This is a genomic window from Microvirga rosea, from assembly GCF_020595095.1.
Classification (GTDB): domain Bacteria; phylum Pseudomonadota; class Alphaproteobacteria; order Rhizobiales; family Beijerinckiaceae; genus Microvirga; species Microvirga rosea.
Window position 1 is genome coordinate 1 of record NZ_JAJDOP010000009.1, and the last position, 25,035, is coordinate 25,035.

At 63.1% G+C, this 25,035-nt stretch carries 21 protein-coding genes; 10 read left to right on the forward strand and 11 right to left on the reverse strand.

From position 1 onward, the window contains the following. A partial coding sequence (locus tag LJD17_RS24130) for an autotransporter-associated beta strand repeat-containing protein (RefSeq protein WP_264478486.1) occupies positions 1 to 3,673 on the reverse strand: 3,673 nt, incomplete at its 3' end. Between the two features lie 575 nt (positions 3,674 to 4,248). Between LJD17_RS24130 and LJD17_RS18830 the strand changes: the two genes are divergently transcribed. The 3 genes from LJD17_RS18830 to dksA all read left to right on the forward strand — a co-directional run bounded on the left by LJD17_RS18830 (position 4,249) and on the right by dksA (position 7,224). Further along, positions 4,249 to 5,622 carry an MBOAT family O-acyltransferase gene (locus LJD17_RS18830; RefSeq protein ID WP_227385753.1) on the forward strand — a complete coding sequence of 458 codons (1,374 nt, stop codon included), beginning with the start codon at positions 4,249 to 4,251 and terminating at the stop codon, positions 5,620 to 5,622. Continuing rightward, positions 5,597 to 6,634 carry a hypothetical protein gene (locus LJD17_RS18835; protein ID WP_227385754.1) on the forward strand — a complete coding sequence of 346 codons (1,038 nt, stop codon included), beginning with the start codon at positions 5,597 to 5,599 and terminating at the stop codon, positions 6,632 to 6,634. Before LJD17_RS18830 ends, LJD17_RS18835 begins: the two co-directional genes overlap by 26 nt. A gap of 170 nt (positions 6,635 to 6,804) precedes the next feature. Then, positions 6,805 to 7,224: an RNA polymerase-binding protein DksA gene (gene dksA / locus LJD17_RS18840; RefSeq protein ID WP_227385755.1), complete on the forward strand. Its 420-nt coding sequence runs from the start codon at positions 6,805 to 6,807 to the stop codon at positions 7,222 to 7,224. Between the two features lie 63 nt (positions 7,225 to 7,287). Here the strand turns inward: dksA and LJD17_RS18845 are convergent, their stop codons facing one another. Beyond that, positions 7,288 to 8,601 (reverse strand): flagellar biosynthetic protein FliO, encoded by a 1,314-nt coding sequence (locus LJD17_RS18845; protein WP_227385756.1) that lies wholly within the window; start codon positions 8,599 to 8,601, stop codon positions 7,288 to 7,290. Between the two features lie 414 nt (positions 8,602 to 9,015). On the opposite strand from LJD17_RS18845, the gene cckA reads away from it, so the two are divergent. After that, entirely contained in the window at positions 9,016 to 11,553 is a 2,538-nt protein-coding gene (gene cckA / locus LJD17_RS18850; RefSeq protein WP_227385757.1) for a cell cycle histidine kinase CckA, read from the forward strand. A gap of 34 nt (positions 11,554 to 11,587) precedes the next feature. On the opposite strand, the gene LJD17_RS18855 is transcribed toward cckA, so the two are convergent. The 3 genes from LJD17_RS18855 to LJD17_RS18865 are packed head-to-tail and all read right to left on the reverse strand — an operon-like array spanning position 11,588 to position 13,723. Continuing rightward, on the reverse strand, positions 11,588 to 12,745 hold the full coding sequence (locus LJD17_RS18855; RefSeq protein ID WP_227385758.1) for a glutathionylspermidine synthase family protein: 1,158 nt from the start codon (positions 12,743 to 12,745) through the stop codon (positions 11,588 to 11,590). Next, positions 12,745 to 13,302: a DUF1190 domain-containing protein gene (locus LJD17_RS18860; RefSeq protein WP_227385759.1), complete on the reverse strand. Its 558-nt coding sequence runs from the start codon at positions 13,300 to 13,302 to the stop codon at positions 12,745 to 12,747. The genes LJD17_RS18855 and LJD17_RS18860 overlap by 1 nt, the downstream gene beginning before the upstream one ends. Positions 13,303 to 13,318: 16 nt before the next feature. Beyond that, the gene (locus LJD17_RS18865; protein WP_227385760.1) at positions 13,319 to 13,723 is read right to left on the reverse strand and encodes a DUF350 domain-containing protein; all 405 of its coding nucleotides are present in this window, start codon (positions 13,721 to 13,723) and stop codon (positions 13,319 to 13,321) included. Positions 13,724 to 13,996: 273 nt separating this feature from the next. Here LJD17_RS18865 and recA point away from each other — a divergent pair, with 273 nt between their 5' ends. After that, positions 13,997 to 15,088 carry a recombinase RecA gene (gene recA / locus LJD17_RS18870; protein WP_227385761.1) on the forward strand — a complete coding sequence of 364 codons (1,092 nt, stop codon included), beginning with the start codon at positions 13,997 to 13,999 and terminating at the stop codon, positions 15,086 to 15,088. An 81-nt stretch (positions 15,089 to 15,169) separates the two neighbouring features. Here the strand turns inward: recA and LJD17_RS18875 are convergent, their stop codons facing one another. Continuing rightward, entirely contained in the window at positions 15,170 to 15,781 is a 612-nt protein-coding gene (locus LJD17_RS18875) for an NAD(P)-dependent oxidoreductase (protein ID WP_227385762.1), read from the reverse strand. Positions 15,782 to 15,882: 101 nt separating this feature from the next. Between LJD17_RS18875 and LJD17_RS18880 the strand changes: the two genes are divergently transcribed. The 4 genes from LJD17_RS18880 (at position 15,883) to LJD17_RS18895 (ending at position 21,114) form a co-directional block, all read left to right on the forward strand. Beyond that, positions 15,883 to 16,275 carry a winged helix-turn-helix transcriptional regulator gene (locus LJD17_RS18880; protein ID WP_227385763.1) on the forward strand — a complete coding sequence of 131 codons (393 nt, stop codon included), beginning with the start codon at positions 15,883 to 15,885 and terminating at the stop codon, positions 16,273 to 16,275. A gap of 136 nt (positions 16,276 to 16,411) precedes the next feature. Continuing rightward, entirely contained in the window at positions 16,412 to 19,063 is a 2,652-nt protein-coding gene (alaS, locus tag LJD17_RS18885) for an alanine--tRNA ligase (protein WP_227385764.1), read from the forward strand. Between the two features lie 11 nt (positions 19,064 to 19,074). Continuing rightward, a complete protein-coding gene (locus LJD17_RS18890) occupies positions 19,075 to 20,244 on the forward strand; it encodes a cyclic nucleotide-gated ion channel (RefSeq protein ID WP_227385765.1) in 1,170 nt (389 codons plus the stop codon). A gap of 105 nt (positions 20,245 to 20,349) precedes the next feature. Next, entirely contained in the window at positions 20,350 to 21,114 is a 765-nt protein-coding gene (locus tag LJD17_RS18895; RefSeq protein WP_227385766.1) for an SDR family oxidoreductase, read from the forward strand. Between the two features lie 26 nt (positions 21,115 to 21,140). Here the strand turns inward: LJD17_RS18895 and LJD17_RS18900 are convergent, their stop codons facing one another. The 4 genes from LJD17_RS18900 to LJD17_RS18915 all read right to left on the reverse strand — a co-directional run bounded on the left by LJD17_RS18900 (position 21,141) and on the right by LJD17_RS18915 (position 23,773). Continuing rightward, positions 21,141 to 21,581, reverse strand: a complete 441-nt coding sequence (locus LJD17_RS18900; RefSeq protein ID WP_227385865.1) for a GFA family protein — start codon at positions 21,579 to 21,581, stop codon at positions 21,141 to 21,143. A gap of 78 nt (positions 21,582 to 21,659) precedes the next feature. Continuing rightward, on the reverse strand, positions 21,660 to 21,845 hold the full coding sequence (locus tag LJD17_RS18905; RefSeq protein WP_227385767.1) for a hypothetical protein: 186 nt from the start codon (positions 21,843 to 21,845) through the stop codon (positions 21,660 to 21,662). Between the two features lie 215 nt (positions 21,846 to 22,060). Then, positions 22,061 to 23,275: an NADP-dependent isocitrate dehydrogenase gene (locus LJD17_RS18910; protein WP_227385768.1), complete on the reverse strand. Its 1,215-nt coding sequence runs from the start codon at positions 23,273 to 23,275 to the stop codon at positions 22,061 to 22,063. A gap of 111 nt (positions 23,276 to 23,386) precedes the next feature. After that, complete coding sequence (locus tag LJD17_RS18915; RefSeq protein ID WP_227385769.1) at positions 23,387 to 23,773, reverse strand: phospholipase A2 family protein; 387 nt, start codon at positions 23,771 to 23,773, stop codon at positions 23,387 to 23,389. 254 nt (positions 23,774 to 24,027) lie between these two features. Here LJD17_RS18915 and LJD17_RS18920 point away from each other — a divergent pair, with 254 nt between their 5' ends. Then, the gene (locus tag LJD17_RS18920; protein ID WP_227385770.1) at positions 24,028 to 24,321 is read left to right on the forward strand and encodes a hypothetical protein; all 294 of its coding nucleotides are present in this window, start codon (positions 24,028 to 24,030) and stop codon (positions 24,319 to 24,321) included. 109 nt (positions 24,322 to 24,430) lie between these two features. Here LJD17_RS18920 and LJD17_RS18925 read toward each other — a convergent pair whose 3' ends face one another. Continuing rightward, positions 24,431 to 24,850, reverse strand: a complete 420-nt coding sequence (locus tag LJD17_RS18925) for a GNAT family N-acetyltransferase (protein ID WP_227385771.1) — start codon at positions 24,848 to 24,850, stop codon at positions 24,431 to 24,433. Between the last annotated feature and the right edge of the window lie 185 nt (positions 24,851 to 25,035).

Consider the following 25,035-nt stretch of genomic DNA (forward strand, 5'->3'; position numbering starts at 1 on the left):
AGGAGGCGCGGGTGGCATCGGCATAGCCGGGGAGGCTGATCGTGCGGCTCACCTGGCTGTCGTGCTGCGCCACCACCGCGCCCAGACGCAGGCTGAGGTTGCCCCACTGGCCGGCGCCATACAGCGCGCCGAACACGCTCTCGGTGGTGCCCGAGGACAGGCGGGCATCGACATCGAACGAGGTCGAGAGATAGCCGCCGGCCAGACCCAGGCGGATGCCGTCGGAGACCAGGGCATCGGCGCCGAGGAGAAAGCCGCCGGTGGCGGTGTCGAGCGCGGCGGCATTGCCATTGGCGCGGGTGTGGCCCCAGGCGCCGAAGCCTTCGCCCCACAGAGCATAGCGCGGCGCAACGGGAACCGGCGCCACCGCCACCGGGGCCCTTGTCTGGCCGGGGCGATCGGCGGCGAAGGCGGCCGGATACGCGCCCTGGGCGAGAGAGGGCAAGGCCGAGCCGGTGAGCGGCTGGCGCAGGCGGGTCAGAAGCGCCTCGCGCACCAGCCGCTCCTGCTCATAGGCCACGCTGACGGCCGAGGCATGGGCCTCGCCGGACAAGGCGTCAAAGGCCTGGCGGGCGCCGGCAACGCTGGATCCGAGCACGGTGTTGTAGAGCCGGTGGCCGGGCCGCAGCGCCTCGATGGCATCGGCGGTGCGGTACTGGTTCTCCGACAGCGCCACGGAATGGAAGGCGAGGGGATTGGTCGGCGGCTGGGGCGTTACCGGCGTTACCGGATCTGGCGTGGCCGACTTGCGCCGCATGGTCAGGGTGACGGCGTCGGTCGCGTAGCCGAGGGTGGGGGAGATGAAGGCGAACTCGGCGCTTTGCGTGCCGGCGAAGGTGCCGGTGACGCCGCCCTGGGCGGTGAGGATGGTGTAGGGGGTGTTTTCGACGAAGTTGATGCCCTGGTCGGGCAGCACCTGGACGGTGCCGCCAGTGAGCGTCGCGGTGCCGGTGGCGGCGATGCGGTCGCTTTGGCCGGCGCCGTTGATCTCAACCGCGTAAAACGAGCCGGGGCCAAACGCCACGTTGCCGTTGACGTTCAGCGTGCCGATCGAGTTGCCCGGTTTGACAAAGCCGCCGCTCTGCACGCTGAGGCCGCCGATCGTGCCCGAGCCGCCGAGCGCGGCACCGTTGAGCACTGTGACGGCGGAAGCCAGCGAACCGTTCACCCCCAGATAGCCGGCCCGCACGGTGGTCGGGCCCGTATAGGTGTTGATCCCGTCGAGGTTGAGCGGATTGGCCGAGATCTTGTCGAGCCCCATATTGCCGCTGAGGCGGCCGTCGAAGTCACCCGCCAGGATCTGCAGCGTGCCGTTGCTGTTGAGCGTGCCGGTACCGCGCAGATCCCGGACCGTGGCGCCGAAGGTCCCCAGATCCAGCGTGGCACCGCCGGCGATCGTCGTCCGGGCCGCCGCGAGCAGGGTGGGAAGCTGCCCGCTGCCGGCGCGGACGGTGCCGCCGTTCACCTCGAGGGTGGCGGAGCCGGCGGCGGTCAGGGCCGGGCCGGTGGCGACGAGGGTGCCGGTATCGGTGGCCGAGCCCAGGAGCACGATGGCGCCGTCGGCGACGTTGGCCAGGTTGATGTTGAGGGTCTGGCCCGGCGCTGCCGAGAGGAGGCTGGCGTTCACCAGGCTCAGGGGATTGGCCAGGGTCGTGGTGCCGGTGATGTTGGAGCGCAGATGGCCGCCATTGAGGGTGACGCCACCGCTGCCCAGCGCGGCGCCATTCTGGATCTCGAGGGTGCCGGTGAGCACGCTTGTGCCGCCAGAATAGGTGTTGGCGTTGGTGAGGGTAGCGGTGCCGGGGCTGGTCTTGGTGAGGGTGCCGGTGCCGGCGAGCACGCCGTTGACGGTGCCGGCCTGCAGGTCGAACGCGGTGCCGGCATTGATCGTCGCATCGGCAACGACGGTGCCGTCCGTCATCTGGAACTGGCTCACGTTCATGGTGCCGCCGCGCACCCTGCCGGAGAGATTGAGCGTGGCCTGGGTATGGGTTCTGCCGCCGAGATAAAGGGAGCCCGCGTCGAGGACGTTGGTGGTGTTGGTGGTCGCGCCCAGCGTGCCGTTGCCGTTGAGCATAAGGGTGCCGTTCTTGATCGTCGTGCTGCCGACGTAGGTATTGGCTCCCGTGAGCTCCAGCGGCGTGGTGCCGTCCTTGACGAGACTGCCGGTGCCGGAGATCGCACCCGCCATCGAGAAGCCGGTGATGTTCTCAACAGTGAGGGTTGCTCCATTGAGCGTGACCGCATTGGGGAGAGTCATGCCGCCCAGCGTGGCGGTGAGCGCCGCCGGGCCGTTCACGGCCAACGTGCCGGTGCCGAGAGCCGCGGCGTTGCTGACCACAAGCTTGCCGCTGTTGAGGTTCGTGCCGCCGCTATAAGCGTTGACGCCGGTCAGCGTGAGGGTGCCCGCGCCCAGTTTCGTCACACTTCCCGAGCCCGAGATGATGCCCGCAAAGGTGGGATTGTCGGAGCGGTTGAAGGCCAGCGTGCCGTTGTTGGTGACGTTGCCGAGGATCGATCCCGATGTTCCACCATTGCCGATCTGGAGTGTGCCTTGGGAGATCGTGGTCCCTCCCGTGAACGTACTCTCCCCGGTCAGGGTCAAGGTGGTGGCGCCTGTCTTGGTGACGAAGCCTGACCCGGTAATGGCACTCGACAGGACCACATCCGATGTCAATTGCTGGAGTTCGAGCTGTCCCGCCAGACCGATGTCGCCGATGATGTTGGAGGTATTGGACAGTGCCAGGATGTTGCTCCCGCCTGTGAACGTGATGGCGTTGGCCGTGCCGCCTCCGCCATTGGACCCACCCTGGATGACACCCGTGTTCTGAATATTCAGCCCCGAGCCGATGATTCCTGCGCCACCGCTGCCCGCGGTAGTGCCCTGGTCGGCACCGAAACCGACCATTCCTCCATTGCCACCCCGGATCGTTCCGGCGTTGGTGATGGTCAGGCTGTTGCCGACGACGCCAGCTCCGCCATCGCCACCAGCGCCGCGCGGCCCGCCATTGGTGGTGTTTCCACCCGCTCCACCGGCGCCACCGGTGATGAAGCCGGACAGAGTGTTGTTCAAGGTCGCCGAGGCGCCGGTGAACAGGATACCGACGCCGCCGTCGCCGGCGCTGCCGGCACCCCCTCCATTGATGGTAATGCCGCCGCGCCCACCGGCGCCACCGAGGATGAAGCCATTATTCGTGTTGAGAAATCCCCCCGTCACGATGGCGCCGTAGCCACCGGCTCCGCCGCCGCCAGCGTTGCCGCCGTTGTTCGTGTCGCCCCCACGGCCGCCATCCCCGCCGAAGAGCGTGGTGCTGTTGTTCAGAAATGTGGCGCCAGCGCCGTTGCCGTTGTAACCCCCACCGCCGCCGGCGCCCGCTGCTCCAAACATCGCATCGCCACCGGCCTGGCCATTGCGAGAGCCGGCGGTGCCGCCAAGGCCCGGCGCCGCTCCGTCCGCGTTTCCACCGCCTGATCCGCCGCCCGCTGCGCCACCGCCGCCACCGACGCTCGGAAAGCTGTTGCCGTCTTCGCCATTCTGGCCGGAATACCCTGTGCCTCCCGCTCCGCCGGTGCCCCCATACGCGTTGCCGCCCGCACCCCCGTCGGCGAGGGCGGAAACCTGCGAGCCCAACAGCAGCAGAAGCGCAAGGACAGATGCCACGTCATAGCGCATGCGCGCCGACAGCCTGCGACGGTCCGAATGTTCAGCAAGGGTTCGAGACGAAAGGTGCGTTGCATTCGCCACAGCGAATTCCCCCATTGCGAGCATTAGGCGTGACGGCAAAAGGTCGTTCAATCCGGTTCGACGCCGACGGTCGGAGGGCACTTTCTGGGTGTGCGCCTCAATGCGCTTTGCGGACTACTTTCCTGGCCTGAGTCGCATAAAAGCCATATGAGCGACTGCGTCGCTAGGAACTTTTGGGTGCTGTTAAAGGAAAAATCCGAATCTGTTGCCGTCCAGCAACGTAAATCGAGCGGTTTTTTCTTCGTTACATTGTAAACTCACGAGACATCATTCCATGGTCCCTCGTTTCGACCGAATTCTACTGGCGGATGCCGTATCCGTCACAGGGGGATATGCCAATTTATTCTTGATATAACATTATGTGACCTCGAGCTATGCACGGCAGGAGGGTGCGGTCATGGGACATCCCTGCGAAAGTTGACGCCGGGCGCGCATTCCCGCACAAGAGCGCGCCTTCTGGCGCGGAAGGAGCAGGGCGCGCCGTCTGACCCCTTTATTGTGCGATGCTCTTCAACTCATTCGTCTTTCTCTTTGCCTTTCTGCCGATCGCGCTCCTGGCGCATTGGCTTGTGGAGCGGTTCCGGCCCGAATGGCGCCTGCCGGTCCTGCTTCTCTTGTCCCTGTTCTTCTACGGCTACTGGGATTGGCGCTTCGCACCGCTTCTCGTCATCTCCATCCTGGTGAACTGGTTCATCGCCCAGGCCTTCGTCCGCTCCGGACGGGACGTGCTGATCCCCCTGGCCATCACCGCCAATCTGATCGTTCTGGCGATCTTCAAGTATTTCAATTTCTTCGCCGATGTCGCCAACCTCATCCCGGGCGTTGCCACGCCCCATTACGACATTGCGCTGCCCTTAGGCATTTCGTTCTTCACCTTCCACCACATCATGTATCTGACGGATCTGAAGGCCGGCAAAGCGCCGCGCTTCGATCTTGTCCGCTACGGCCTCTACATCGCGTTCTTCCCGCAGGTGCTGGCCGGCCCCCTGGTGCGCTGGAGCGAGATCATGCACCAGTTCGAGGAGCGGCCCTATGCGCGCCCGGACGCGGCGGAGCGGTTCGCCCGCGGATTGATGCTGCTGGTGATCGGCCTCGCCAAGAAGGTGTTTCTCGGCGACCAGCTCGCCGAGTACGCCAACCCGATCTATCAGGCCGCCACGGCCGGGCATGCGATCAGCATGGGCGAAGCCTGGCAGGCGGCTCTCGGCTTCACGTTCCAGGTTTATTTCGACTTTTCCGGCTACACGGACATGGCCCTCGGACTGGGGCTCCTGTTCGGCATCGTGCTGCCGCAGAATTTCGATGCGCCTTATCGGGCCGTGTCGCTGCAGGATTTCTGGCGGCGCTGGCACATGACCCTGTCGCGATTCCTGCGGGATTATCTTTACATCGCCATGGGCGGCAGCCGCAAAGGCCTTGCGGTGCAGATCGGTGCCCTGACAGCGACCATGACCCTCGGCGGCCTTTGGCACGGCGCGGGCTGGACCTATCTCGTGTGGGGAGCCCTTCACGGGGTCGGGCTTGCGGCGAACACGCTCTGGCGCAAGGCCGGCTACACCATGCCCAAGCTCCTCGGCTGGTTCCTCATGTTCAGCTTCTTCGTGCTGAGCATCATCGTGTTCCGGGCTCAGAGCTTCGACGCCACATGGCGGATTTATCAGGGTCTCATCGGCCTTGGCGGCGATGGCGCCGGAATGAAGTGGCGGGCCATCGCGGTCGGCGCCGCCTTCGCGTTCATCGGCCCGACGGCCTGGACTCTGGTCCACAAGCTGCCGCCTCGGCGCTGGATCGCGCTCGCCTTCGCACTCCTCTTCGTGATCGTATTGTTCAAGATCGGCGACGATGTGAATTATGAATTCATCTACTTCCAGTTCTGAGGTCTCGTCCGAAACCGCTTGGCGGCGCTTCGCGATCTTCCTTCTTGCCGTCACGGCCGTCGCGGTCGTCGGCATCATCGCGGCTGCCTATGTGATCGATCCCTACGATACGGGGCGATCCCGCCTATTCGCCCGTGACGGCGTTCGTCCGCAGGGTCCCCGGACGGCCAATGCCAGCCGGGGGCGCGATCCGTCCTACGATTCCGCCATCTTCGGCAATTCGCAGATCCAGCTCCTGTCTCCGGAGCGTTTGAACCAGCGCACCGGGTTCAATTTCCTGCAGCTCGCGGTTCCGGCGACGGGACCGAAGGAGCACTTTGTCCTCATCGACTGGTTCCTGAAGCACCGGACCGGGCCGGTGAAGGCGCTCGTGGTCGATTCCGACGAGACGTGGTGCACGTCGGATCCGGCGATGCCCAATTTCCGGCCCTTCCCATTCTGGCTCTATGCGGCGAACCCTCTGGAATACGCCAAGGGATTGATGCGCTACGATATTCTCGAAGAACTGCCGCGCCGCCTCGGCTATGTGTTCGGCAAGAAGCCGGAGCGCGCCCGTCCGGACGGGTATTGGGATTATGAGCCCAACTACCTCAACCTGGGCTACGATACGCGGCCGGAGATCCGGGCCCGGCTGGAAAAGCCGTATTACGCCAGCGAACCGACCTTCGAGCGCGATCCGAAGGAGGGACAGCGCACGTTCCCGGTGGCCGATAAGCTGAAGGAATTGGCCGGTTCGCTCCCGCCCGAGACCGCCCTGATCGTGGTCCATCCGGCGCGCTACAAGAATTATCTCCCGCCTCCGGGCACGGAGGAATGGTATCAGGACAAGGCCTGCAAGATGGCCATGAAAGCGGCTCTCTCGGGACATTCCCGGAGTGCCGTGGTCGATTGGCGAATCGACCGCCCGGAGAACCGTAATGCCGACTATTTCTTCGACCTGAGCCACTACCGCCAGCCCATCGCCATGGCTATCGAGGCGGATATAGCCAAGGCGCTTCAAGGACTGAACTGACGGTAAGACCGGGCCGCCCCAAGGATTCCCGGGGTTTCCTGCCCCCGGAACCGGGCGAGCCCTCCCGACCTGCGGCGTCTTAGACAAATCGATGACGCTCTTGCGCGTTGTCGTGGGCTTCGCTTGGCGATATAGGGGCGCCACAGTTCATCGGGGATACACGGCCCACAATGACAAACATCGTAATCGATGAGGGTTATCGTCCGACTGAGGACGAGCCTTTTATGAATGAACGCCAGCGGGAATACTTTAGACGTAAGCTTATTCGGTGGAAGGGAGAGATCCTGAAGGAGGCCCAGGAAACCTTGGCCGCTCTTCAAAGCGAGAACGAGAACCATCCGGATCTCGCGGATCGCGCCTCCTCGGAAACGGACCGGGCCATCGAGCTCCGGGCCCGGGATCGCCAGCGGAAGCTGATTTCCAAGATCGACGCCGCCCTCGCGCGGATCGACGATGGAACCTACGGCTATTGTGAGGAAACAGGGGATCCGATTTCGCTGAAGCGGCTCGAGGCGCGCCCCATCGCAACCTTGTCCCTCGAGGCGCAGGAGCGTCACGAGCGGAACGAGCGGGTTTATCGGGACGATTGATCCCATGAAAAAGGGCTCCGGTGACGGAGCCCTTTTTCATTCAGATAATCGAACCCAGCCCTGTCAGGCCTTGTTGGCGGGATCGCGCGGGCGTCCCAGCAGCCGGGCGAATTCCGCCTCGATCTCCTCGACCGAGAAGGGGTCGCTGACTTTCGGGTTCGGCGCTGCCTGCGGCTGAGCCGCTGGCGGTATCGGCGCAGGACCAGGAGCAGGAGCAGGAGCAGGAGCAGGATTTGGCGAAGCCGGCTGGGTCGGCGGCGCGACAGGTTGTGGCGCTGCGGCAGCGGGCCGTACGGGCTCGGGAGCAGGCCGCGGAGGCTCGGGCTTTTCGACAACAGGCTCCGGTTCGTTCCGGCTGTCGGAGGGCGGAACCAGGAGTTCATCCTCGTCGAGATCCGCTTCCGTCACATCGTCGTCTCGACCCTCGTCGAAACGATCGCTCAAGTCTTCATGGAACGCTGGCGCGGCAGGCGCAGCTTGAACCGCCTGCGGCGGAGCTGCGGGCTGGGCCGGTCGCTTCAGAGCTTCCTCGAGCTGCTTTGCCATGTCGGACAAAATGGCGGCATCCGGAGTCTTCGCTTCCGCGGGAGCCGGCTGCGGCGGACGAACCACCTCGGATGCCGAGACGGGCGGGGTCGGCGGGCTGGGCGGCGTCGGAGTCGGGCGCGACTGGAACGGGGTGGGGGGCACGGGACGGATATCGGCCCGCGGGGGTTCCGGACGCACCGGCGGGGGAGCCGGCGGCGTCGCCGGCGCGCGCAGGAAGCTCGAGGGTTGCGGTTCCGGGCGCAAAGGCTCCAGGGAGGGGCTGGCCGTGACCGTGACGTGATCCGGCTTGAGGACCGGTTCGGTTCTCGCGGGCGTCGGCATGCTGGCCGATGCGACGGGAGCAAGCTCCTGATCGGCGTCCGATTCTTCCGACGGCCGGCGGATAAAGGCGCCGAGCTGGGCGGCGAGCTGAGTCTCGATCGATGGCCGTCCGCCGGTCGCTTCGACTTGCGGGCGTGGGGCCTGATCGAGACTGGGCTCAAACCGTTCGGGCCCGGCTTCGTTCGTCGGTGCCGGGATGCGGGCGCCCGCGACGCGCACGATATTGGTTTCGATCACGACGTCGTTCAGGCCGCCAATGAGCAGCAGATGTTCGACATTGTCCCGGCGCAGCAGGACGAGTTGGCGCTGCCGGTCGAGATCGTAGATGTCAACGACGCCAAGGCGAGGCTGCCTGCCGCGCCCCCGGTCGTGACCGGGGATCATGAGGCGGCCACCTGTCAGCTTGCGAAGAACCAGTCCGAAGAGCGCAACCAGAACCAGGATGATCGCAAACGCGATGACATATTGGGCTGCGCGTGACGCTTCGATACCTAAAAGAGATGACACGATGAACTCTCAAGCGTTGTGGAGACCTTGTGAGGCCCTGTTCTTGACGCCGTTTGTACCACAATGGGGATCAAAGGGAGCCTCAAGGTTAACGGATGGTTAACGGGACGGGTTCTGCACCCATGTTCCCCTACGGCATGGATCTTGCATAATAACGGAACCGAAAGCGACAGATCGAGCGTGAGAAATCCTTGCCAAGCCCTTATCGATAAAGGCAGATGTGGCTCGACGCGCGCAAAGCTCAAGGGCGTCGGTCCCGAATGGGCGCCAATAGAAGACCGGGTTCTGGGTTCGCGCCTTAGAAGTCGGTCAATAATTTCCAGATATCGTTCCCGAAAGCGGCGGGGCGATTTTTTTGCAGTCCCGCGAGGTCAGTGCGGCCCGTGCGCCATTTCTTGGAGATGCTGAAGTTCCATGGCTCATCAAGGCGAGATGCCAAAGAGCGCAACGATCGACCGGTCCGACCGGCACGGCCATATCGGCTTGGTGCTGCTTCTGGCCGCCATTCTCGTGGGTGCGATTCTGGGCCTGCGCTTCCTCGAGGCGAACCAGGCCCAGCTCCTGATCCTCAGCCTTCTGGCGTTTTTCGCCATGGCGGGCGTGTTCTTCCTCTTCGCCTCGGCCATCGGTGTCATCCGCTTCTCGGGCCATACCGTCCGAAACGATATTACGCAGTCCATGATCGACACGTCCACCGATGGGGTGCTGGTCGTCGAGGATGACGGGCGGGTCGTTTATGCCAACCAGGCCTACCTTGCTCTCTCCGGCTCGGCCGCCGGTGGAGACGTGCGGCCGGTGGAGCGGCTTTTCATCGGCACGCCCGAGGTATCGGAGGCCATCTACCGCCTTGCCCAGGCGGCGCGGGAGCATCGGACGGGAGCGGAAGAGATTCGCCTCTCGCCATCCCTCGACGGGGCGCAGGAATTCGGCTGGTACCGGGTGCGGGTGCGGACCCTGCCGCGCCCGGGGGGGCGGACGGCATCCCTCTGGTCCATCGCCGACGTGACCCATGAGCGCGAGCGGCAGGAGAACGTCTTCCAAGAGCTTCAGCACGCGATCGACTATCTAGATCACGCGCCGGCCGGATTCCTGTCCATCGATCCGGACGGTCAGATCATCTACCTCAATGCCACGCTTGCATCCTGGTTGGACTATGACCTTGCTCAGGTCGGTTCGGGGGGCTTAAGCCTGGCGGATATCGTGCCGCGCAACGTGGTGGCGATGATGACATCGTTCTCCGGGGAGGCGGGGGGCGTGCGCACCGAGACCTTCGATCTCGACCTGCGCCGCCGCAACGGGCAGTTTCTTCCCGTGCGCCTCTACCACCGCATCGCCTTCGGCCAGGACGGACGCATGGGGGCGTCCCGGACGCTCGTTCTCAACCGCTCGCCGGGGGTCGACGTGGACGAGGGTCAGCGGGCGGCCGAGGTGCGCTTCGCGCGCTTCTTCAACAATACGCCGATCGCGATCGCGACCGTCAACCGTTCCGGTCAGATCGTTCAGGCGAACGCACCTTTCACGAAGCTGTTCGGGACTCTTCCGCGGGCAGCCGAGGCCGGGAAGGGGGCCTCCATCGCCGATGCGTTCCGCGACGGCGAAGGCACGCAAGTGGAGGCCGCCCTCAAGGCCGCCGCCGAAAACCGAAGCGATATCCAGCCCCTGGAACTGCATACGGGCGGCAGCAACGGCAGCTCAGTCCGGGTTTGGATCACCTCCGTGGACATGAGCGGCAACGATGGTGAGAGCGCCATTCTGTACGCCCTGGACACCACGGATTTCCGCAAGGTCGAGGAGCAGCTGGCCCAATCCCAGAAAATGAACGCGGTCGGCCAGCTTGCGGGCGGCGTGGCGCACGATTTCAACAACGTGCTGCAGGCGATCATCGGTTACAGCGACCTTCTGCTGGCCAACCATCGGCCGACCGATCCGTCCTTTCAGGACATCATGCAGATCAAGCAGAACGCCAATCGGGCTGCGAGCCTCGTGCGGCAGCTCCTGGCGTTTTCCCGGCGGCAGACGCTCAGGCCCGAGGTGCTCAACCTCAATGACCGGCTCTACGACCTGTCCATGCTGCTCAAGCGCCTGCTCGGCGAACGGGTGGAGCTCGATCTCAGCCACGGCCGCGACCTGTGGTTCGTGAAGGCGGATCTGAACCAGTTCGAACAAGTTGTCATGAACCTTGCGGTCAATGCCCGCGATGCGATGCCGGACGGGGGGCGGCTGGCGATCCGAACCGCGAACATCGCCGCCGCCGAGGCCGCAGGGCGGAGTGTGAGCGGCATGCCGCCGGCGGATTACGTGGTTGTCGAGGTGACCGACACGGGCACTGGCATGTCGCCCGACATCATCGAGAAGATCTTCGAGCCCTTCTTCACCACCAAGGAAGTCGGAAAAGGGACGGGCCTCGGCCTTTCGACGGTTTTCGGGATCGTCAAGCAGTCGGGCGGCTTCATCGACGTGGATTCGACGCTCGGACGTGGCACCACCTTCCGGATCTATCTGCCGCGCCACATTCCCGAGGCGCAGGAGGTGCCCGAGGTCGCCAAGGACGAGACCGCCAAGAAGCCGGCTGCGGACATGACCGGGCAGGGGACCATCCTGCTCGTCGAGGACGAGGATCCGGTCCGTGCGGTCAACGCCCGGGCCCTGTCCGCCCGCGGCTACACGGTCCTGGAGGCCGCCTCCGGCGTCGAGGCGCTTCAGGTCATGGAGGAGCGGGGTGAACCGGTCGACCTCGTGGTGTCGGATGTGGTGATGCCGGAAATGGACGGTCCGACCCTGCTCGTGGAGCTGCGCCGCCTTTACCCGGGCCTGAAGGTGATCTTTGTCTCCGGATATGCGGAAGATGCGTTCCGCAAGAATTTGCCCGAAGGCGAAGAGTTCAACTTCCTCCCCAAGCCCTTCAGCCTGCGCCAATTGGTGGAAACCGTGAAACAGGTGATGGGGCGGTAAGAGTGCCGTCAGGATCTGCGGAAGGGGAGACGAGCTAGTCCACGATGATATGGGGAACGAAGCGCGACAGGTTCATCGTAATCGCGGAGCGATCCTCACGCAGGCCGATACCGCAAGCTTCGTCGCCGACGATCCAGCTTCCGATAACGGCATGGCCATGTTCGCTTCGAAAAAGATCCGTTGCAGCTTGGCGGATCCAGGGGCCGTTGTCGTAGGGACCATCGACCGCTTCAACTGCGGCGCCGTCGCGATGCAACGTGATGTTCGCTCCTTCTCGGGAAAAGAGCGGTTTGCGTGCATAGCTCGTCATGCTGCCGCTACGCGGATCGTCCTCGAAATAGGCCTCGAGCAGATTGGGATGTCCGGGATGCCTTTCCCACAACAACGGCAGAATGGCCTTTGTGGAGAGCATGGCTTTCCATGCCGGTTCGATCATCTGTGTTCCTGAGCGCGGGATCTTGGGGCCGAACTCGTCGTCGAAAAACCACTCCCAAGGATAAAGGTTCGACAAGGTGTCGATGACCAGATCCTCCTTGTCGGTGAAGCGATCCATGAGATCGCAGCCGATATCCGTGATGTCGATGAACTTCACCGCGTGGCCGGCCTGGCTGGCGCAGTCCATCATGTAGGACAGAGTTCCGGAATCCTCGATATCCGAGCCATAGCCTGCAAAATGCATGATGGAGCGCTTGGCGAGGCGGTCATAGGCGTCGATCAGCTTTTCCTGGATGGAGTTGAACTGATCCGCCCCTGGAGGGACGATGCCCAGGGATTTGGCGTCCTGCATCCACATCCACTGGAAGAAGGCCGCCTCATAAAGTCCCGTTGGAGTATCCGCGTTGTATTCCAGCAGCTTCGCGGGTCCGGCTCCCGTGTAGGCCAGATCGAAACGGCCGAAGATGGTCGGGTCGCGCCGCCGCCAGGATTCCGAGACGTAATCACGAAAAGCCTCTGGGACGCCCAGCAGGTCGAGAAGCCGTTCGTCGCGGGAGGCCTGATCCGCCAGCTCGAGACACATCGCATGAAGCTCGGTGCTCGGCGCCTCAAGATCGTGCTCGATCTGGTCGAGGGTAAAAGCAAAGCATGCGCTTTCATCCCAATAGAGCTGTCCGTACATATGGGTGAAATGAAAGCCGTAAGCTTTCGCCTTTGCTTCCCAGTCGGGGCGCGGACAAACACTGAGCCTGCGCATCACCCGCCGCCGGCAAAGGACCGTCCGCCAAAGCCGCTCCGTGCGAAGGTATGGGTCCGGACATTGGGCGGGTTCGACGAGAACTTCGACGTTCTCAGCTCAGATGATCGCCAGTAGCCTTCGGCATGCTTCTGCGAATGATAAAGCGGACTTCCGTGGTATGTGCCTCCATTGTAGCGATAGCCGCCTCCACCGCCTCCGCCGCCTCCCGCGTTTTCGTTCTCGCGCCTCTCCCCTTGAGATTTTCCGATCATGTAACCCGCCATCAGGGGCAGAAAGACATGCCTCATGCTGCCGTCGCTTCCCACGGTGTTGAAGCCGGCGCATTGATCAACATCGATCTGAGCGCGGCACTCGGCTTCCGAACCGAAGGCAGGAGAGGATTTCAGGTGCTCCGCCAGTGCCTCGTTGTATGCGGACTGGCAAAGCGCCACAGGCTTGCCGTACTGAGTGCACTCGGTGACAGAAGTGAAGCTTTGGGGCGCTTCCGAGCATTGGGCGAGGGTAGCGCTTGCACCCATCATCAGAGTCAGACGCAGCGATTTGGAGCTTTTCATAAGGCGCCTCGACCGATTATGGCGTCATGCTTGCCGCGTTGATGAGCCCAAACGCGAGCGCCAGCCCCCCAAGAAGAACCCCGGCCCCGAGATCGTTCGCTGTGATGCGTTTCGAAATGTCAGGAATCAGAAACCGCGTGACGCCATAGGCCAGGATCTGAACCACTGCGGCGATGGACGCCCAGATGATAAAATCCCAGAGATTCGCACTCGACCTCATGGCCGCGGTCAGAGGAATGACATAGCCGAAGATGGCACCCAGAAAGGCCGGGACGGCGGCGGTGCAGCCGGCTCTAATAAGACTGAATTCCCGGTGGGGGGTGATGAGGGTATAGACGGCCCCGAATGCTCCGACCATGGCCAGAGCCGTGGCCAGATAAGCCGCGATGGCCGTTAGCCCTGCGAGGGACGAAGAGAACATCGGGATCTCCGGGGACGTTAAGGATGAAGGTGTAACTGTCGGTTGCTGCAACTTTATTATTCATTCTGCGGCGGGGCCAGCAAGGTCTGGGCGATGGAATTTTCAGACAATCACAGGAAAACAGCAAAGCTTGTTCAAAACCCCCTCTAGTGGCCCTCTGGATTGCTCCCGGAACAAAAAACGAACTTGCTTTTGAGAACAAAAAGGGTACATATATTCCCTCAACACCGCGTTGAGATTCAGTCCCCCTCCGTGCCATAAGGATTCGTGGTCATGTCGCAGTCTTCTCTGAGACTGGTGGAAAGCTCATCAATGGATAAAGATAAGTCGAAAGCTCTCGACGCGGCGCTCTCCCAAATCGAACGCGCCTTCGGCAAGGGTTCGATCATGCGGCTCGGCAAGGGCCAGCAGCCGGTGGAAATCGAGACTGTGTCGACCGGGTCTCTGGGTCTGGACATCGCTCTGGGTGTCGGCGGCCTGCCGCGCGGTCGTATCATCGAGATCTACGGGCCGGAATCGTCGGGTAAGACGACGCTTGCCCTGCACACCATCGCGGAAGCCCAGAAGAAGGGTGGCGTCTGCGCCTTCGTGGATGCCGAGCATGCCCTCGATCCGGTTTATGCCCGCAAGCTCGGGGTCAACCTCGACGACCTGCTGATCTCGCAGCCCGATACGGGCGAGCAGGCCCTCGAAATCGCCGACACCCTGGTCCGCTCCGGCGCGGTGGACGTACTGGTCATCGACTCGGTGGCGGCTCTGACCCCCAAGGCCGAGCTCGACGGCGAAATGGGCGAGGTCCAGCCGGGCCTCCAGGCCCGCCTCATGAGCCAGGCCCTGCGCAAGCTCACCGGTTCGATCTCGCGCTCGAACACGATGGTGATCTTCATCAACCAGATCCGCATGAAGATCGGCGTCATGTACGGCTCGCCGGAAACGACGACGGGCGGCAACGCGCTCAAGTTCTACGCCTCGGTCCGTCTCGACATCCGCCGCGTTTCGACCCTGAAGGACCGTGATGATCCGATCGGCAATCAGGTGCGCGTCAAGGTCGTCAAGAACAAGGTCGCTCCTCCGTTCAAGCAGGTCGAGTTCGACATCATGTTCGGCGAGGGCGTTTCAAAGGTCGGCGAATTGGTCGATCTCGGTGTCAAGGCCGGAATCGTCGAGAAGTCCGGTGCCTGGTTCTCCTATGACAGCCAGCGCCTCGGCCAGGGCCGCGAGAATGCCAAGCAGTTCCTGCGCGACAATCCCGAGGTCGCCGGCAAGATCGAGGCTCTCATCCGCCAGAATGCCGGCCTCCTGGCCGATCGCATCCTGGAGCAGGCGACCCCGACTGCCGAGGATCTCGACGAAGGCGCCGCATAAGGTTTTGCTCTCCTTCAAGGGCAAAGGAAGGGCCGTCGCGAGAGATCGCGGCGGCTTTTCTCATGTTCCGGCTTGTTGGTCTCAGTACCCGACCGTGAAGCGCTGTCGAATGTGCTCAGGATTTTCGATCTCGTCGAGCAGCGCAATCGCGTAATCTTCCGCGGAGATATGACTTTTGCCGGCACCATCCGTGAGAAGCTGGTCGGTGCCTCTCCGGAAACGGCCGGTGCGTTCGCCCGGCATGAACAGGGCCGAAGGAGACAGGAAGGTCCAGTCCAGATCGGCGGCTTGCTTCTTCAGGGTTTCGAGAAACGCCCGACCGCCGAGAGCTTCCGGTTTCCATTCCTCGTGGAATTCCGGCGTATCGACCAGCTGCACGCCCGGCGCCACTTCGAGGCTGCCCGCGCCGCCGACAACCACCAGGCGCTTCACCCCGGCCGCCCGAGCCGGCTCGAGCACCGCCTCGGGCGGCACGATGCTGAAATGCACAGCGCTGACCAGCACGTCGTGACCCCGCAGGAGATCTGACAGCCCCGCTGCCAGAGCATCGCCCTTCCGAAGCGTCAGTCGATCCTGAGGGGGCAGCTTTTCAGGGTTCCGGGCAATCCCGGTGACCTCGTGGCCCCGGCGCAGAGCCTCGGCGACAATACGGGATCCAGCCATACCGGTAGCTCCCAGGACAGCGATTTTCATGAGGTCATGCCTTGTGATGGTTACGATGCGTAACTATCAGCACAACTTGAACCTAGTTTGAAGAACGCACTATACTCTTCCTAAGGAACACCGGAGGTACCGTGACCCCCTTGACCCAGGCCGATCTGACCAAGCCTTGCCCCACCCGGGAACTCCTCGACCGGATCGGGGATGCTTGGAGCGTGCTTGTGGTGCTCAACCTGCAGATGGGCCCATGCCGCTTCAATCAGCTTCGGCGCCAGGTCGGACAGATCTCCCAGCGCATGCTGACCGTGACCCTTCGGCATCTGGAGCGGGACGGGATCGTCAGCCGCACGGTGTTTCCGACAAACCCGCCGCAAGTCCAATACGCCCTCACACCGCTTGGTCAGTCCTTGGCCGAGGTCGTGGTTGTTCTCCATCGTTGGGCGACGGCGAACCAGGGTTCCGTCGACGCGGCGCGAAAGCTCTTTGACGAGCCGGTCGGAGCCGGAATTCAGATCCGGGCCGCCTGAAGCGGAAGCGCTGCGCCTAAACAGGCGATTCCCGCCGAAAGTGCCCCAACCGTGCCTCGACAGCGGGACAGCCTGCGTCTAAAACCGGCCACCATCCTTAATTTTCGGGCTTTGCCCTTACCGAGCTTTGAATTTCATGAGCGGCGTCAACGAAATCCGGTCGACCTTTCTCGATTACTTCGCCAAGAACGGCCATGAGGTCGTGGCATCGAGCCCCCTCGTGCCGCGCAACGACCCGACCCTGATGTTCACCAATGCCGGCATGGTGCAGTTCAAGAACGTCTTTACCGGTGCCGAGAAGCGCCCCTATAGCCGCGCGGCGACGGCGCAGAAATGCGTGCGGGCAGGGGGCAAGCACAACGATCTCGACAACGTGGGCTACACGGCCCGCCACCACACCTTCTTCGAGATGCTCGGCAATTTCTCGTTCGGCGACTATTTCAAGGATCGGGCGATCGAGCTTGCTTGGAACCTGATCACGAAAGAGTTCGATCTGCCGAAGGACAAGCTCCTCGTCACCGTCTATCACGACGACGACGAGGCGGCGAACCTCTGGAAGAAGATCGCCGGCTTCTCGGATTCCAAGATCATCCGCATCCCGACCTCCGACAATTTCTGGCAGATGGGCGATACCGGCCCCTGCGGCCCGTGCTCGGAAATCTTCATCGACCAGGGCGAGAGCCTGTGGGGCGGCCCTCCGGGAAGCCCCGACGAAGACGGCGACCGGTTCCTGGAATTCTGGAACCTCGTGTTCATGCAATACGAGCAGATCGAGCCCGGCAACCGCATCGGCCTGCCCAAGCCGTCGATCGACACGGGCATGGGCCTGGAGCGCATCTCCGCTATTCTGCAGGGTGTTCATTCGAACTACGACACCGACCTTTTCCGCGCCCTCATCGAAGCCGTGGCGCATGCGACCGGCGTCGCGCCGGAGGGTGACCGCAAGGCTTCGCACCGCGTGATCGCGGATCACCTGAGAACCTCCTGCTTTCTCGTGGCTGACGGCGTGCTGCCGTCGAACGAGGGCCGCGGTTACGTTCTTCGCCGCATCATGCGCCGCGCCATGCGTCATGCGCAGCTCCTCGGCGCCCGGGATCCGCTCATGTACCGCCTCGTGCCGACGCTCGTGCGCGAGATGGGACAGGCTTATCCGGAGCTCGTGCGCGCCGAGGCGCTGATCACCGAAACGCTCAAGCTCGAGGAAAGCCGCTTCCGCAAGACCCTGGAGCGGGGCCTCCTGATCCTCGACGAGGAGACGCGCAGCCTCGACAAGGGCGAGAACCTCTCCGGAGAGACCGCTTTCACCCTCTACGACACCTATGGGTTCCCTCTCGACCTGACGCAGGACGCGTTGAAGCCGCGGGGAATCGGTGTCGATATGGAGGCGTTCAACGCCGCCATGGAGCGCCAGCGCGAAAAGGCCCGCGCCGCCTGGTCGGGCTCCGGCGAGGCTGCGACCGAGACCGTGTGGTTCGGAATCAAGGAGCGTGTCGGCGCAACCGAGTTCCTCGGCTACGACACCGAGACCGCCGAAGGTCTCGTTCTCGCGCTCCTGAAGGACGGCCGGGAAGTCACCGAGCTCAAGGCCGGCGAGACCGGTCTTGCGGTTCTGAACCAGACCCCTTTCTACGGCGAGTCCGGCGGGCAGGTCGGCGATACGGGCATCATGCAAGGCGAGGGCGCGCGTGCGCGGGTCACCGGCACCGAGAAGAAGCTCGGCGATCTTTTCGTCCACCACGTTCTCGTCGAGCACGGAACGCTGAAGCTGAGCCAATCGATGGAGCTCATCGTCGATCATGAGCGCCGCTCGGCCGTGCGCGCCAACCATTCGGCCACGCACCTCCTGCACGAGGCCTTGCGCCAGGTGCTGGGCGATCACGTCGCCCAGAAGGGCTCCCTCGTGGCTCCCGACCGTCTGCGCTTTGACTTCAGCCATCCCAAGCCCATCGGCGACGACGAGCTGGCGCAGGTCGAGGGCATCGCCAATCGGGTGCTTCTGCAGAACGAGCCCGTGGTCACCAAGTTGATGGGCGTCGAGGAAGCCATCGAATCCGGCGCTCGCGCGCTCTTCGGCGAAAAATACGGCGATGAGGTTCGCGTCGTCTCCATGGGCAAGGGCGACGGCAACAGGACTTTTTCGGTCGAACTTTGCGGCGGCACCCATGTGAACCGCACAGGCGATATCGGCTTCATCACCATCGTGTCCGAAAGTGCTGTCGCCGCGGGAGTGCGTCGTCTCGAAGCCATGACGGGCGATGCCGCCCGCCGCCATCTCGCCGATGAGAGCCGCAAGCTCCGTGAAATCGCGAGTCTTCTCAAAACGCCTGTGGACGAGGCCTCGGAGCGCCTTACGGCCCTGATCGAAGATCGGCGCCGGCTCGAACGTGAGCTGACCGAGGCGCGCCGGAAGCTCGCCATGGGCGGCGGTTCCAGCGAGAGCGATCCGGTTCGGGACGTGGGTGGAATCAAGCTCATGGCGCGCGCCGTCTCGGGCGTCGAGATGAAGGACCTCAAGAGCCTCGCCGACGAAGGCAAGAAGCGTCTCGGTTCCGGCGTCGTCGCGATCGTCGGCGTGGCCGAGGACGGCAAGGCCGGTATCGTGGTCGGCGTCACCGAAGACCTCACGGCGAAAGTCGATGCGGTGAGCCTCGTTCGCGCCGGCGCCGAGAAGCTTGGAGGCAAGGGCGGTGGCGGGCGTCGGGACATGGCGCAGGCCGGCGGACCCGACGGCGCGCAGGCGGAAGCGGCTCTCGCGGCCGTCGAGGCGGCACTCGCCACGGCGGCATAGGGAGGTTTCACGTGTCCCGGGAGCGGAAGCACCCGACACGACGCCGTCTCTACGAGATTCTCGAACGAAGCCGCGTGGATGAACCCATCGTCCACGCGGTTCATGCCGCCCTGATCGTTCTCATCGTGATCAACGTGGCGGCCGTGGTGCTCGAAAGCGAGCCCGATTTCCGGCACGCCTATCGCGGCCTCTTCATCCTGATCGAGGCCGTCAGCGGGATCCTGTTCACGGTGGAATACGCGGCCCGGCTGTGGTGCGCCCCCGAGCACGCGCCCTGGCGTCAGCTTTCGGCCCGTCGTGCCCGGCTCCGTTGGGCCATGCAGCCGCAATCCATCATCGATCTGCTGGCGATCCTCCCCTTCTATCTCGCCTATTGGGATGTGGGAGGCCTCCGGGCTTTTCTATTGCTGAGGCTTTTCCGCTTCTTCAAGCTCGCCCGTTATTCCCCAGGCCTGACGAGCCTCATGGAAGCGATCTATTCCGAGCGCCGCGCTCTCATCGCCTGCGGCGTCATCCTGCTCGGCGTGATGCTTCTGGCGGCGTCCGCCATGAACTTCGCCGAACGGGATGTGCAGCCCGAAAAGTTCGGCACGATCCTCAACGCGATGTATTGGGCGATCATCACTCTGACGACGGTCGGGTATGGCGATGTCGTGCCCGTCACTCCGTTCGGACGCATGATCGCCGGACTGACCGCTGTAGCAGGGCTGGTGATGCTCGCCCTCCCGGTCGGCATCATCGCGAGTGCGTTCTCGCGGGAGATCCATCGCCGGGATTTCATCGTCACCTGGAGCATGGTGGCGCGGGTGCCGCTCTTTTCGGATCTGAGCGTGGACGAAGTCGCTTCCATCATGCACCGGCTGCGCTCGCAAAGCTGTTCTCCTGGAGAAATCATCGTCCACAAGGGCGAGCATGCCCACGCGGTGTACCTGATCGCTTCAGGCGAGGTGGAGGTCGTTGTTCCGGGCGAGGATGTCCGCCTCGGGCCGGGAGACTTCTTCGGGGAGCATGGCGTTCTGGAACGCCGCCGCCGCACCGTCACCGTTCGCGCCGTGACACCTTGCAAGCTTCTTGTTCTCGACGCCGACGATCTGCATCAGCTGATCGCGGAAAATCCCGCAATGGCACGCCATATCGGGCAAAAGATGGAAGAGCGCCGCAACGGGCGTGAAGCCGTGTGACGTGCGAGAACGCGCCGTCACAGGAATCGGGCGTTGAAAACGGGTCGTGTCCCATCTGGAATTTTCGCAATCCTTCCGGCGTTCAAACCAGACAGGATTTCGTCCATGACAAGTCTCACCGACAAGACCGCGATCGTTACCGGAGCAAGCTCCGGAATCGGCTATGCCACCGCGAAACTTTTTGCCCGCGAGGGAGCAAACGTCATCGTGATCGCACGGCGTGCCGACGTGCTCGACCAACTGGTGCGCGAAATCGAAGGATCGGGCGGCAAGGCCGTCGCGATTGCAGGGGACGTGCGCGAGGAATCCCTGGCGCGGCATTCGGTGGAAACGGCCATCGATCGCTTCGGCGGTCTCGACGTGGCGTTCAACAACGCGGGCGTCAACGGAGAGATGGGACCGACGCCCAACGTCTCCCTTGAAGGCTGGAACGAGGCGCTCGCGGTTAATCTCACCGCCGCGTTCCTTGGTGCGAAGTACCAGATTCCCGCCATGGCGGCGCGGGGCGGCGGCTCCGTCATCTTCACCTCGACCTTCGTCGGTCATACGGTGGGAATGCCCGGTGCGGCGTCCTATGCTGCGAGCAAATCCGGATTGATCGGCCTGACACAGGCTCTCGCGGCGGAGTTCGGGCCCCAGGGCGTCCGGGTGAATGCGTTGCTTCCGGGCGGTACGGACACCCCGATGGCCGAGGCCTGGATGAGCACGCCCGAGGCGAAGTCCTTCGTGGAGGGGCTCCATGCCCTCAAGCGTCTGGCGCGCCCGGAGGAGATCGCCCGTTCCGCGCTTTATCTGGCCTCCGATGCATCGAGCTTCACGAGCGGCAGCGCTCTCCTGGCCGACGGGGGCGTGTCCATCAACAGAACCTGACCTCGGTTTACCGGCGGCCCGGCCCGTCAGTCGTGATCCGGATGCTGATAGGACACCATCGCGGCCAGTTCCTCAGGTGGTGTTCCGTCTTCCGTTCGCTCCCCCGGAAGGGTGTGAAGATGCTCGAAGGCCGGCAGCCGGTTCTCGATACCGTATTGGATTTCGGGCTGGATACGCTCCGGCTCGTCGAGGCTTCCAATCGAAACGGTGATCCGGTTGCCGCGCAGATAGCGATAGGTGAGGGGCGTGCCGCAATCCCGGCAGAAGCCGCGTTCAGCTGCCGATGAACTGCGGAAGATGCTTGGCGCGCCTTTCGTCCAGACGAGATCTTGCATCTCGATCCCTGTCAAGGCCGCGAAATAGTTCCCGAAGGCCTTTTGGCACATGCGGCAATGGCAGATGCTGGCGTGGGTCGGCTCCGATTGCAGCGCATAGCGCACGGCGCCGCATTGGCAGCCTCCGGTCATGACGGGACGAGAGTGTTGTTCCGACACGCGGTGATCCTCCTCGGCGGCTCTCCGCCGTCTTGTCTCTACATATCAGCTTCAGGGTGCGGATGGCGTAATGGCCGCTTCGAGCTCTTCAACGGTCACGCCCGTCTTCTGGGCCAGAGCGCGAAGGGTCGCCTGATGATCCCAGGGCCTTTCGCCGCGCCGGGCCTCGTCGAACAGACGGCGGTATTCCCGAATGGCATAATCCAGGGAGCTTTCGGGAGGGACGTTGTTGGTCATGCGCGCAGATCCTTGTTCTCGGGGAACTGAATTTGGAGCACCGCTCTATTCAGACAAGGATTATACGGGATGACCGACTGCTGATCCGGCGGATCGCCGCTATGAAATGGGAATGCTTGGGCGTCGGCAGGGTGTAGGGTCAGGGCATGAAAATGTCTCGCAAGCCCTGACCGATGGAATGATGCGGCGCGTCCGACGCGCCGCGGAACGGCTACTTAGGCCGACATCGCCTTCTTGAGGTTCTCGTCGATCTTGTCGAGGAAGCCGGTGGTGGAGAGCCACTTCTGCTCGGCACCGACGAGGAGAGCGAGGTCTTTCGTCATGTAGCCGGATTCCACGGTGTCCACGCAGACCTTCTCGAGAGTCGCGGCGAACTTGGCGAGCTCCGCATTGTCGTCGAGCTTGGCGCGGTGGGCGAGGCCACGGGTCCAGGCGAAGATCGACGCGATGGAGTTGGTCGAGGTCTCCTTGCCCTTCTGGTGCTCGCGATAGTGGCGGGTCACGGTGCCGTGGGCCGCTTCCGCCTCGACCGTCTTGCCGTCCGGCGTCATCAGCACGGAGGTCATGAGGCCGAGGGAGCCGAAGCCCTGCGCGACGGTGTCCGACTGGACGTCGCCGTCGTAGTTCTTACAGGCCCAAACATAGCCACCGGACCACTTGAGGGCCGAAGCCACCATGTCGTCGATCAGGCGGTGCTCATAGGTGATGCCGGCAGCATCGAACTTCGCCTTGAACTCGTTCTGGTAGACTTCCTCGAAGATGTCCTTGAAGCGGCCGTCATAGGCCTTGAGGATGGTGTTCTTCGTGGAAAGGTAGACCGGATACTTGCGGTTCAGGCCGTAATTCATCGAGGCGCGGGCGAACTCGCGGATCGACTCGTCGAGGTTGTACATGCCCATGGCGACGCCGGCATCCGGGAACTTGAAGATTTCCTTCTCGATGACCGTGCCGTCTTCGCCTTCGAACTTCATGGTCAAACGGCCCTTGCCGGGCACCTTGAAGTCGGTGGCCTTGTACTGATCGCCGAAGGCGTGACGGCCGACGATGATCGGCTGGGTCCAGCCCGGAACGAGGCGCGGCACGTTCTTGCAGATGATGGGCTCGCGGAAGATCACGCCGCCGAGGATGTTGCGGATCGTGCCGTTCGGCGACTTCCACATCTCCTTCAGGTTGAATTCCTTCACGCGGGCTTCGTCCGGCGTGATGGTGGCGCACTTCACGCCGACGCCGTACTTCTTGATCGCCTCGGCAGCCTCCACCGTCACCTTGTCATTGGTCGCATCCCGGTGCTCGACGCCCAGGTCGTAGTACTTGAGGTCGATGTCGAGATAGGGGTGGATCAGCTTTTCTTTGATGAAGTGCCAAATAATACGGGTCATCTCATCGCCGTCGAGCTCGACGACCGGATTGGCAACCTTGATCTTCGCCATGATCTCACCTTGCGCTTGAATCGGGAAAGTCGCCTGCCGGGCGGCAGACGTCGTGGCGCGGGCTATAGCGCGACTAGGCTCAGGGGGGAAGGGTCGACTTTCGGCGGGAACTCAGCGCTTTGCCGCCCGGGCACGGGGGCGCTGCGGCTCGACGCAAGGGGTGGCACTGAACAGGGAATTGGCGGTGGCGGCCTTGCTGCGGAGAGATTCGTCGGTCCGAGGGCTTTTAATGAGCCCGGCGGTCGACTTCAGAAAAGCCCGGTCGCAGGCGCAGGCGTTCCGGCCGAGACGCTCATAGCAGAGGTCGTGGGCCCGGCAGGCCGCATCGAGGGCATCGACCGGAGCCTCGCGGTTCTGGTCCCCCAGGCCGCACCAGTGGCCATGAAACAAGGGAGCGGGCGGTTCCGCCGCCGGAGCGTTCACGGGCGCGGCTGACGTCGCGCCGGCTGCGAAGAGCAGAAAGCCAAGGGCAGCCGGCAGGAGAAGCAGCCGAGACATCGGGCGGGACTCCGTAAAGACGGGATGATCGGAAAATAGTCGGACGACCTGAAAAATGACGAACCTGTTGGGAAGTTCCGATAAACCCGCCAAGCTCTATGCTCTCGTGTGCTGCCGCACCGCCTTCCGAGCTCGGCTGTTATGAATTTGTGCACAGCCCAGACTACCTAACGTAATATCGCTTGACTCCTGAGATGATATTTTATTTTGGATCACCTGGGCTATTTTGCTGAACTTCATACGGGGAGCTGACAATGCGTCTTGCCATCATCATCGGAATCGGCGTCACCGCCATGGCTCTGGCTGGCTGCCAGACGTCGGAACAATCCATGGCCAACGCTCAGAACGTCTGCATCGAGTCGGGCCTGAAGCCTGGCACGCGTGCCTATGAGCGCTGCACCAACGCCAACTTCCGCAACAACGTTGCTCAGTCGAACCAGGCTGCGTCGCAGGTTGCGGTCGGCACGGCTGTCGGCGTCCTCGGCGGTGCCGCCATCGGCGCTGCTGCCGCTCGTCCGCACTACTACTGCGGCTGGGGCTGCTGGTAAGCGTCCAATAGCGGTCTGAAAGACGAATTGTCGTCTTAAAGGTCCTGAAATTCGAGCCCTTCCCCGAAATCTCGGTGGAAGGGCTTTTTTGTACGCCGCTGCGGCGGCTTCAAGCCAGGATCTTCTTCATGGAGGGAGCAGGGTGGAACTCGAAGCCGATCCGTTCATAGAAGGGAATGGCGTCTTTTCTTGCGTCCAGGAATACGGATGACATGCCGCGAGAGCGAGCCTCTTTTTCGGCGAAAGTCATCAACGAGCGTCCCGCGCCTGTCGTTCGGCAAGAGGTATCGACCACCAGATCATCCACATGCAGATGCGACCCACGCGCAAGCGTGTGCACGGGCCTCATTCCCATCACGCCGATCAAGCGACCGTCGTCAAAGGCCCCCACAAGCTCGTACCCTGAATAGGTTTGCCGGCGAACGCGCTCTATGAACACGTCTTCCTGCAAGTTACGTAGTTGAGCAATGATCGGGTACGCGGCTGGCCATTCGTCCGGCGACAGTCGCCTGACAACTACTGAATTCATGAGCTTCCCCTTGGTTTATGGCACCATGTCGCTGAATGAAACCCGGCAATATCGTCCCGCTGGCTGCCCTTCATAAGAAGAGCGCATCTGTCTTTCGTACCGGGGCATGCCTGAGCCTAGCCGCATGTTCGTGAATTGACACCCCTCGTTCGAGCGGGGAAATAGTTCGAGGTGTTTCGTCGCGT

Coding starts and splice junctions, on each gene's coding strand:
- LJD17_RS18830 (WP_227385753.1), top strand. CDS start 4,249: ATGCTCTTCAACTCATTCGTCTTTCTCTTTGCCTTTCTGCCGATCGCG.
- LJD17_RS18835 (WP_227385754.1), top strand. CDS start 5,597: ATGAATTCATCTACTTCCAGTTCTGAGGTCTCGTCCGAAACCGCTTGG.
- dksA (WP_227385755.1), top strand. CDS start 6,805: ATGACAAACATCGTAATCGATGAGGGTTATCGTCCGACTGAGGACGAG.
- cckA (WP_227385757.1), top strand. CDS start 9,016: ATGGCTCATCAAGGCGAGATGCCAAAGAGCGCAACGATCGACCGGTCC.
- LJD17_RS18855 (WP_227385758.1), bottom strand. CDS start 12,745: ATGCGCAGGCTCAGTGTTTGTCCGCGCCCCGACTGGGAAGCAAAGGCG.
- LJD17_RS18860 (WP_227385759.1), bottom strand. CDS start 13,302: ATGAAAAGCTCCAAATCGCTGCGTCTGACTCTGATGATGGGTGCAAGC.
- LJD17_RS18865 (WP_227385760.1), bottom strand. CDS start 13,723: ATGTTCTCTTCGTCCCTCGCAGGGCTAACGGCCATCGCGGCTTATCTG.
- recA (WP_227385761.1), top strand. CDS start 13,997: ATGTCGCAGTCTTCTCTGAGACTGGTGGAAAGCTCATCAATGGATAAA.
- LJD17_RS18875 (WP_227385762.1), bottom strand. CDS start 15,781: ATGAAAATCGCTGTCCTGGGAGCTACCGGTATGGCTGGATCCCGTATT.
- alaS (WP_227385764.1), top strand. CDS start 16,412: ATGAGCGGCGTCAACGAAATCCGGTCGACCTTTCTCGATTACTTCGCC.
- LJD17_RS18895 (WP_227385766.1), top strand. CDS start 20,350: ATGACAAGTCTCACCGACAAGACCGCGATCGTTACCGGAGCAAGCTCC.
- LJD17_RS18900 (WP_227385865.1), bottom strand. CDS start 21,581: ATGACCGGAGGCTGCCAATGCGGCGCCGTGCGCTATGCGCTGCAATCG.
- LJD17_RS18905 (WP_227385767.1), bottom strand. CDS start 21,845: ATGACCAACAACGTCCCTCCCGAAAGCTCCCTGGATTATGCCATTCGG.
- LJD17_RS18910 (WP_227385768.1), bottom strand. CDS start 23,275: ATGGCGAAGATCAAGGTTGCCAATCCGGTCGTCGAGCTCGACGGCGAT.
- LJD17_RS18915 (WP_227385769.1), bottom strand. CDS start 23,773: ATGTCTCGGCTGCTTCTCCTGCCGGCTGCCCTTGGCTTTCTGCTCTTC.
- LJD17_RS18920 (WP_227385770.1), top strand. CDS start 24,028: ATGCGTCTTGCCATCATCATCGGAATCGGCGTCACCGCCATGGCTCTG.
- LJD17_RS18925 (WP_227385771.1), bottom strand. CDS start 24,850: ATGAATTCAGTAGTTGTCAGGCGACTGTCGCCGGACGAATGGCCAGCC.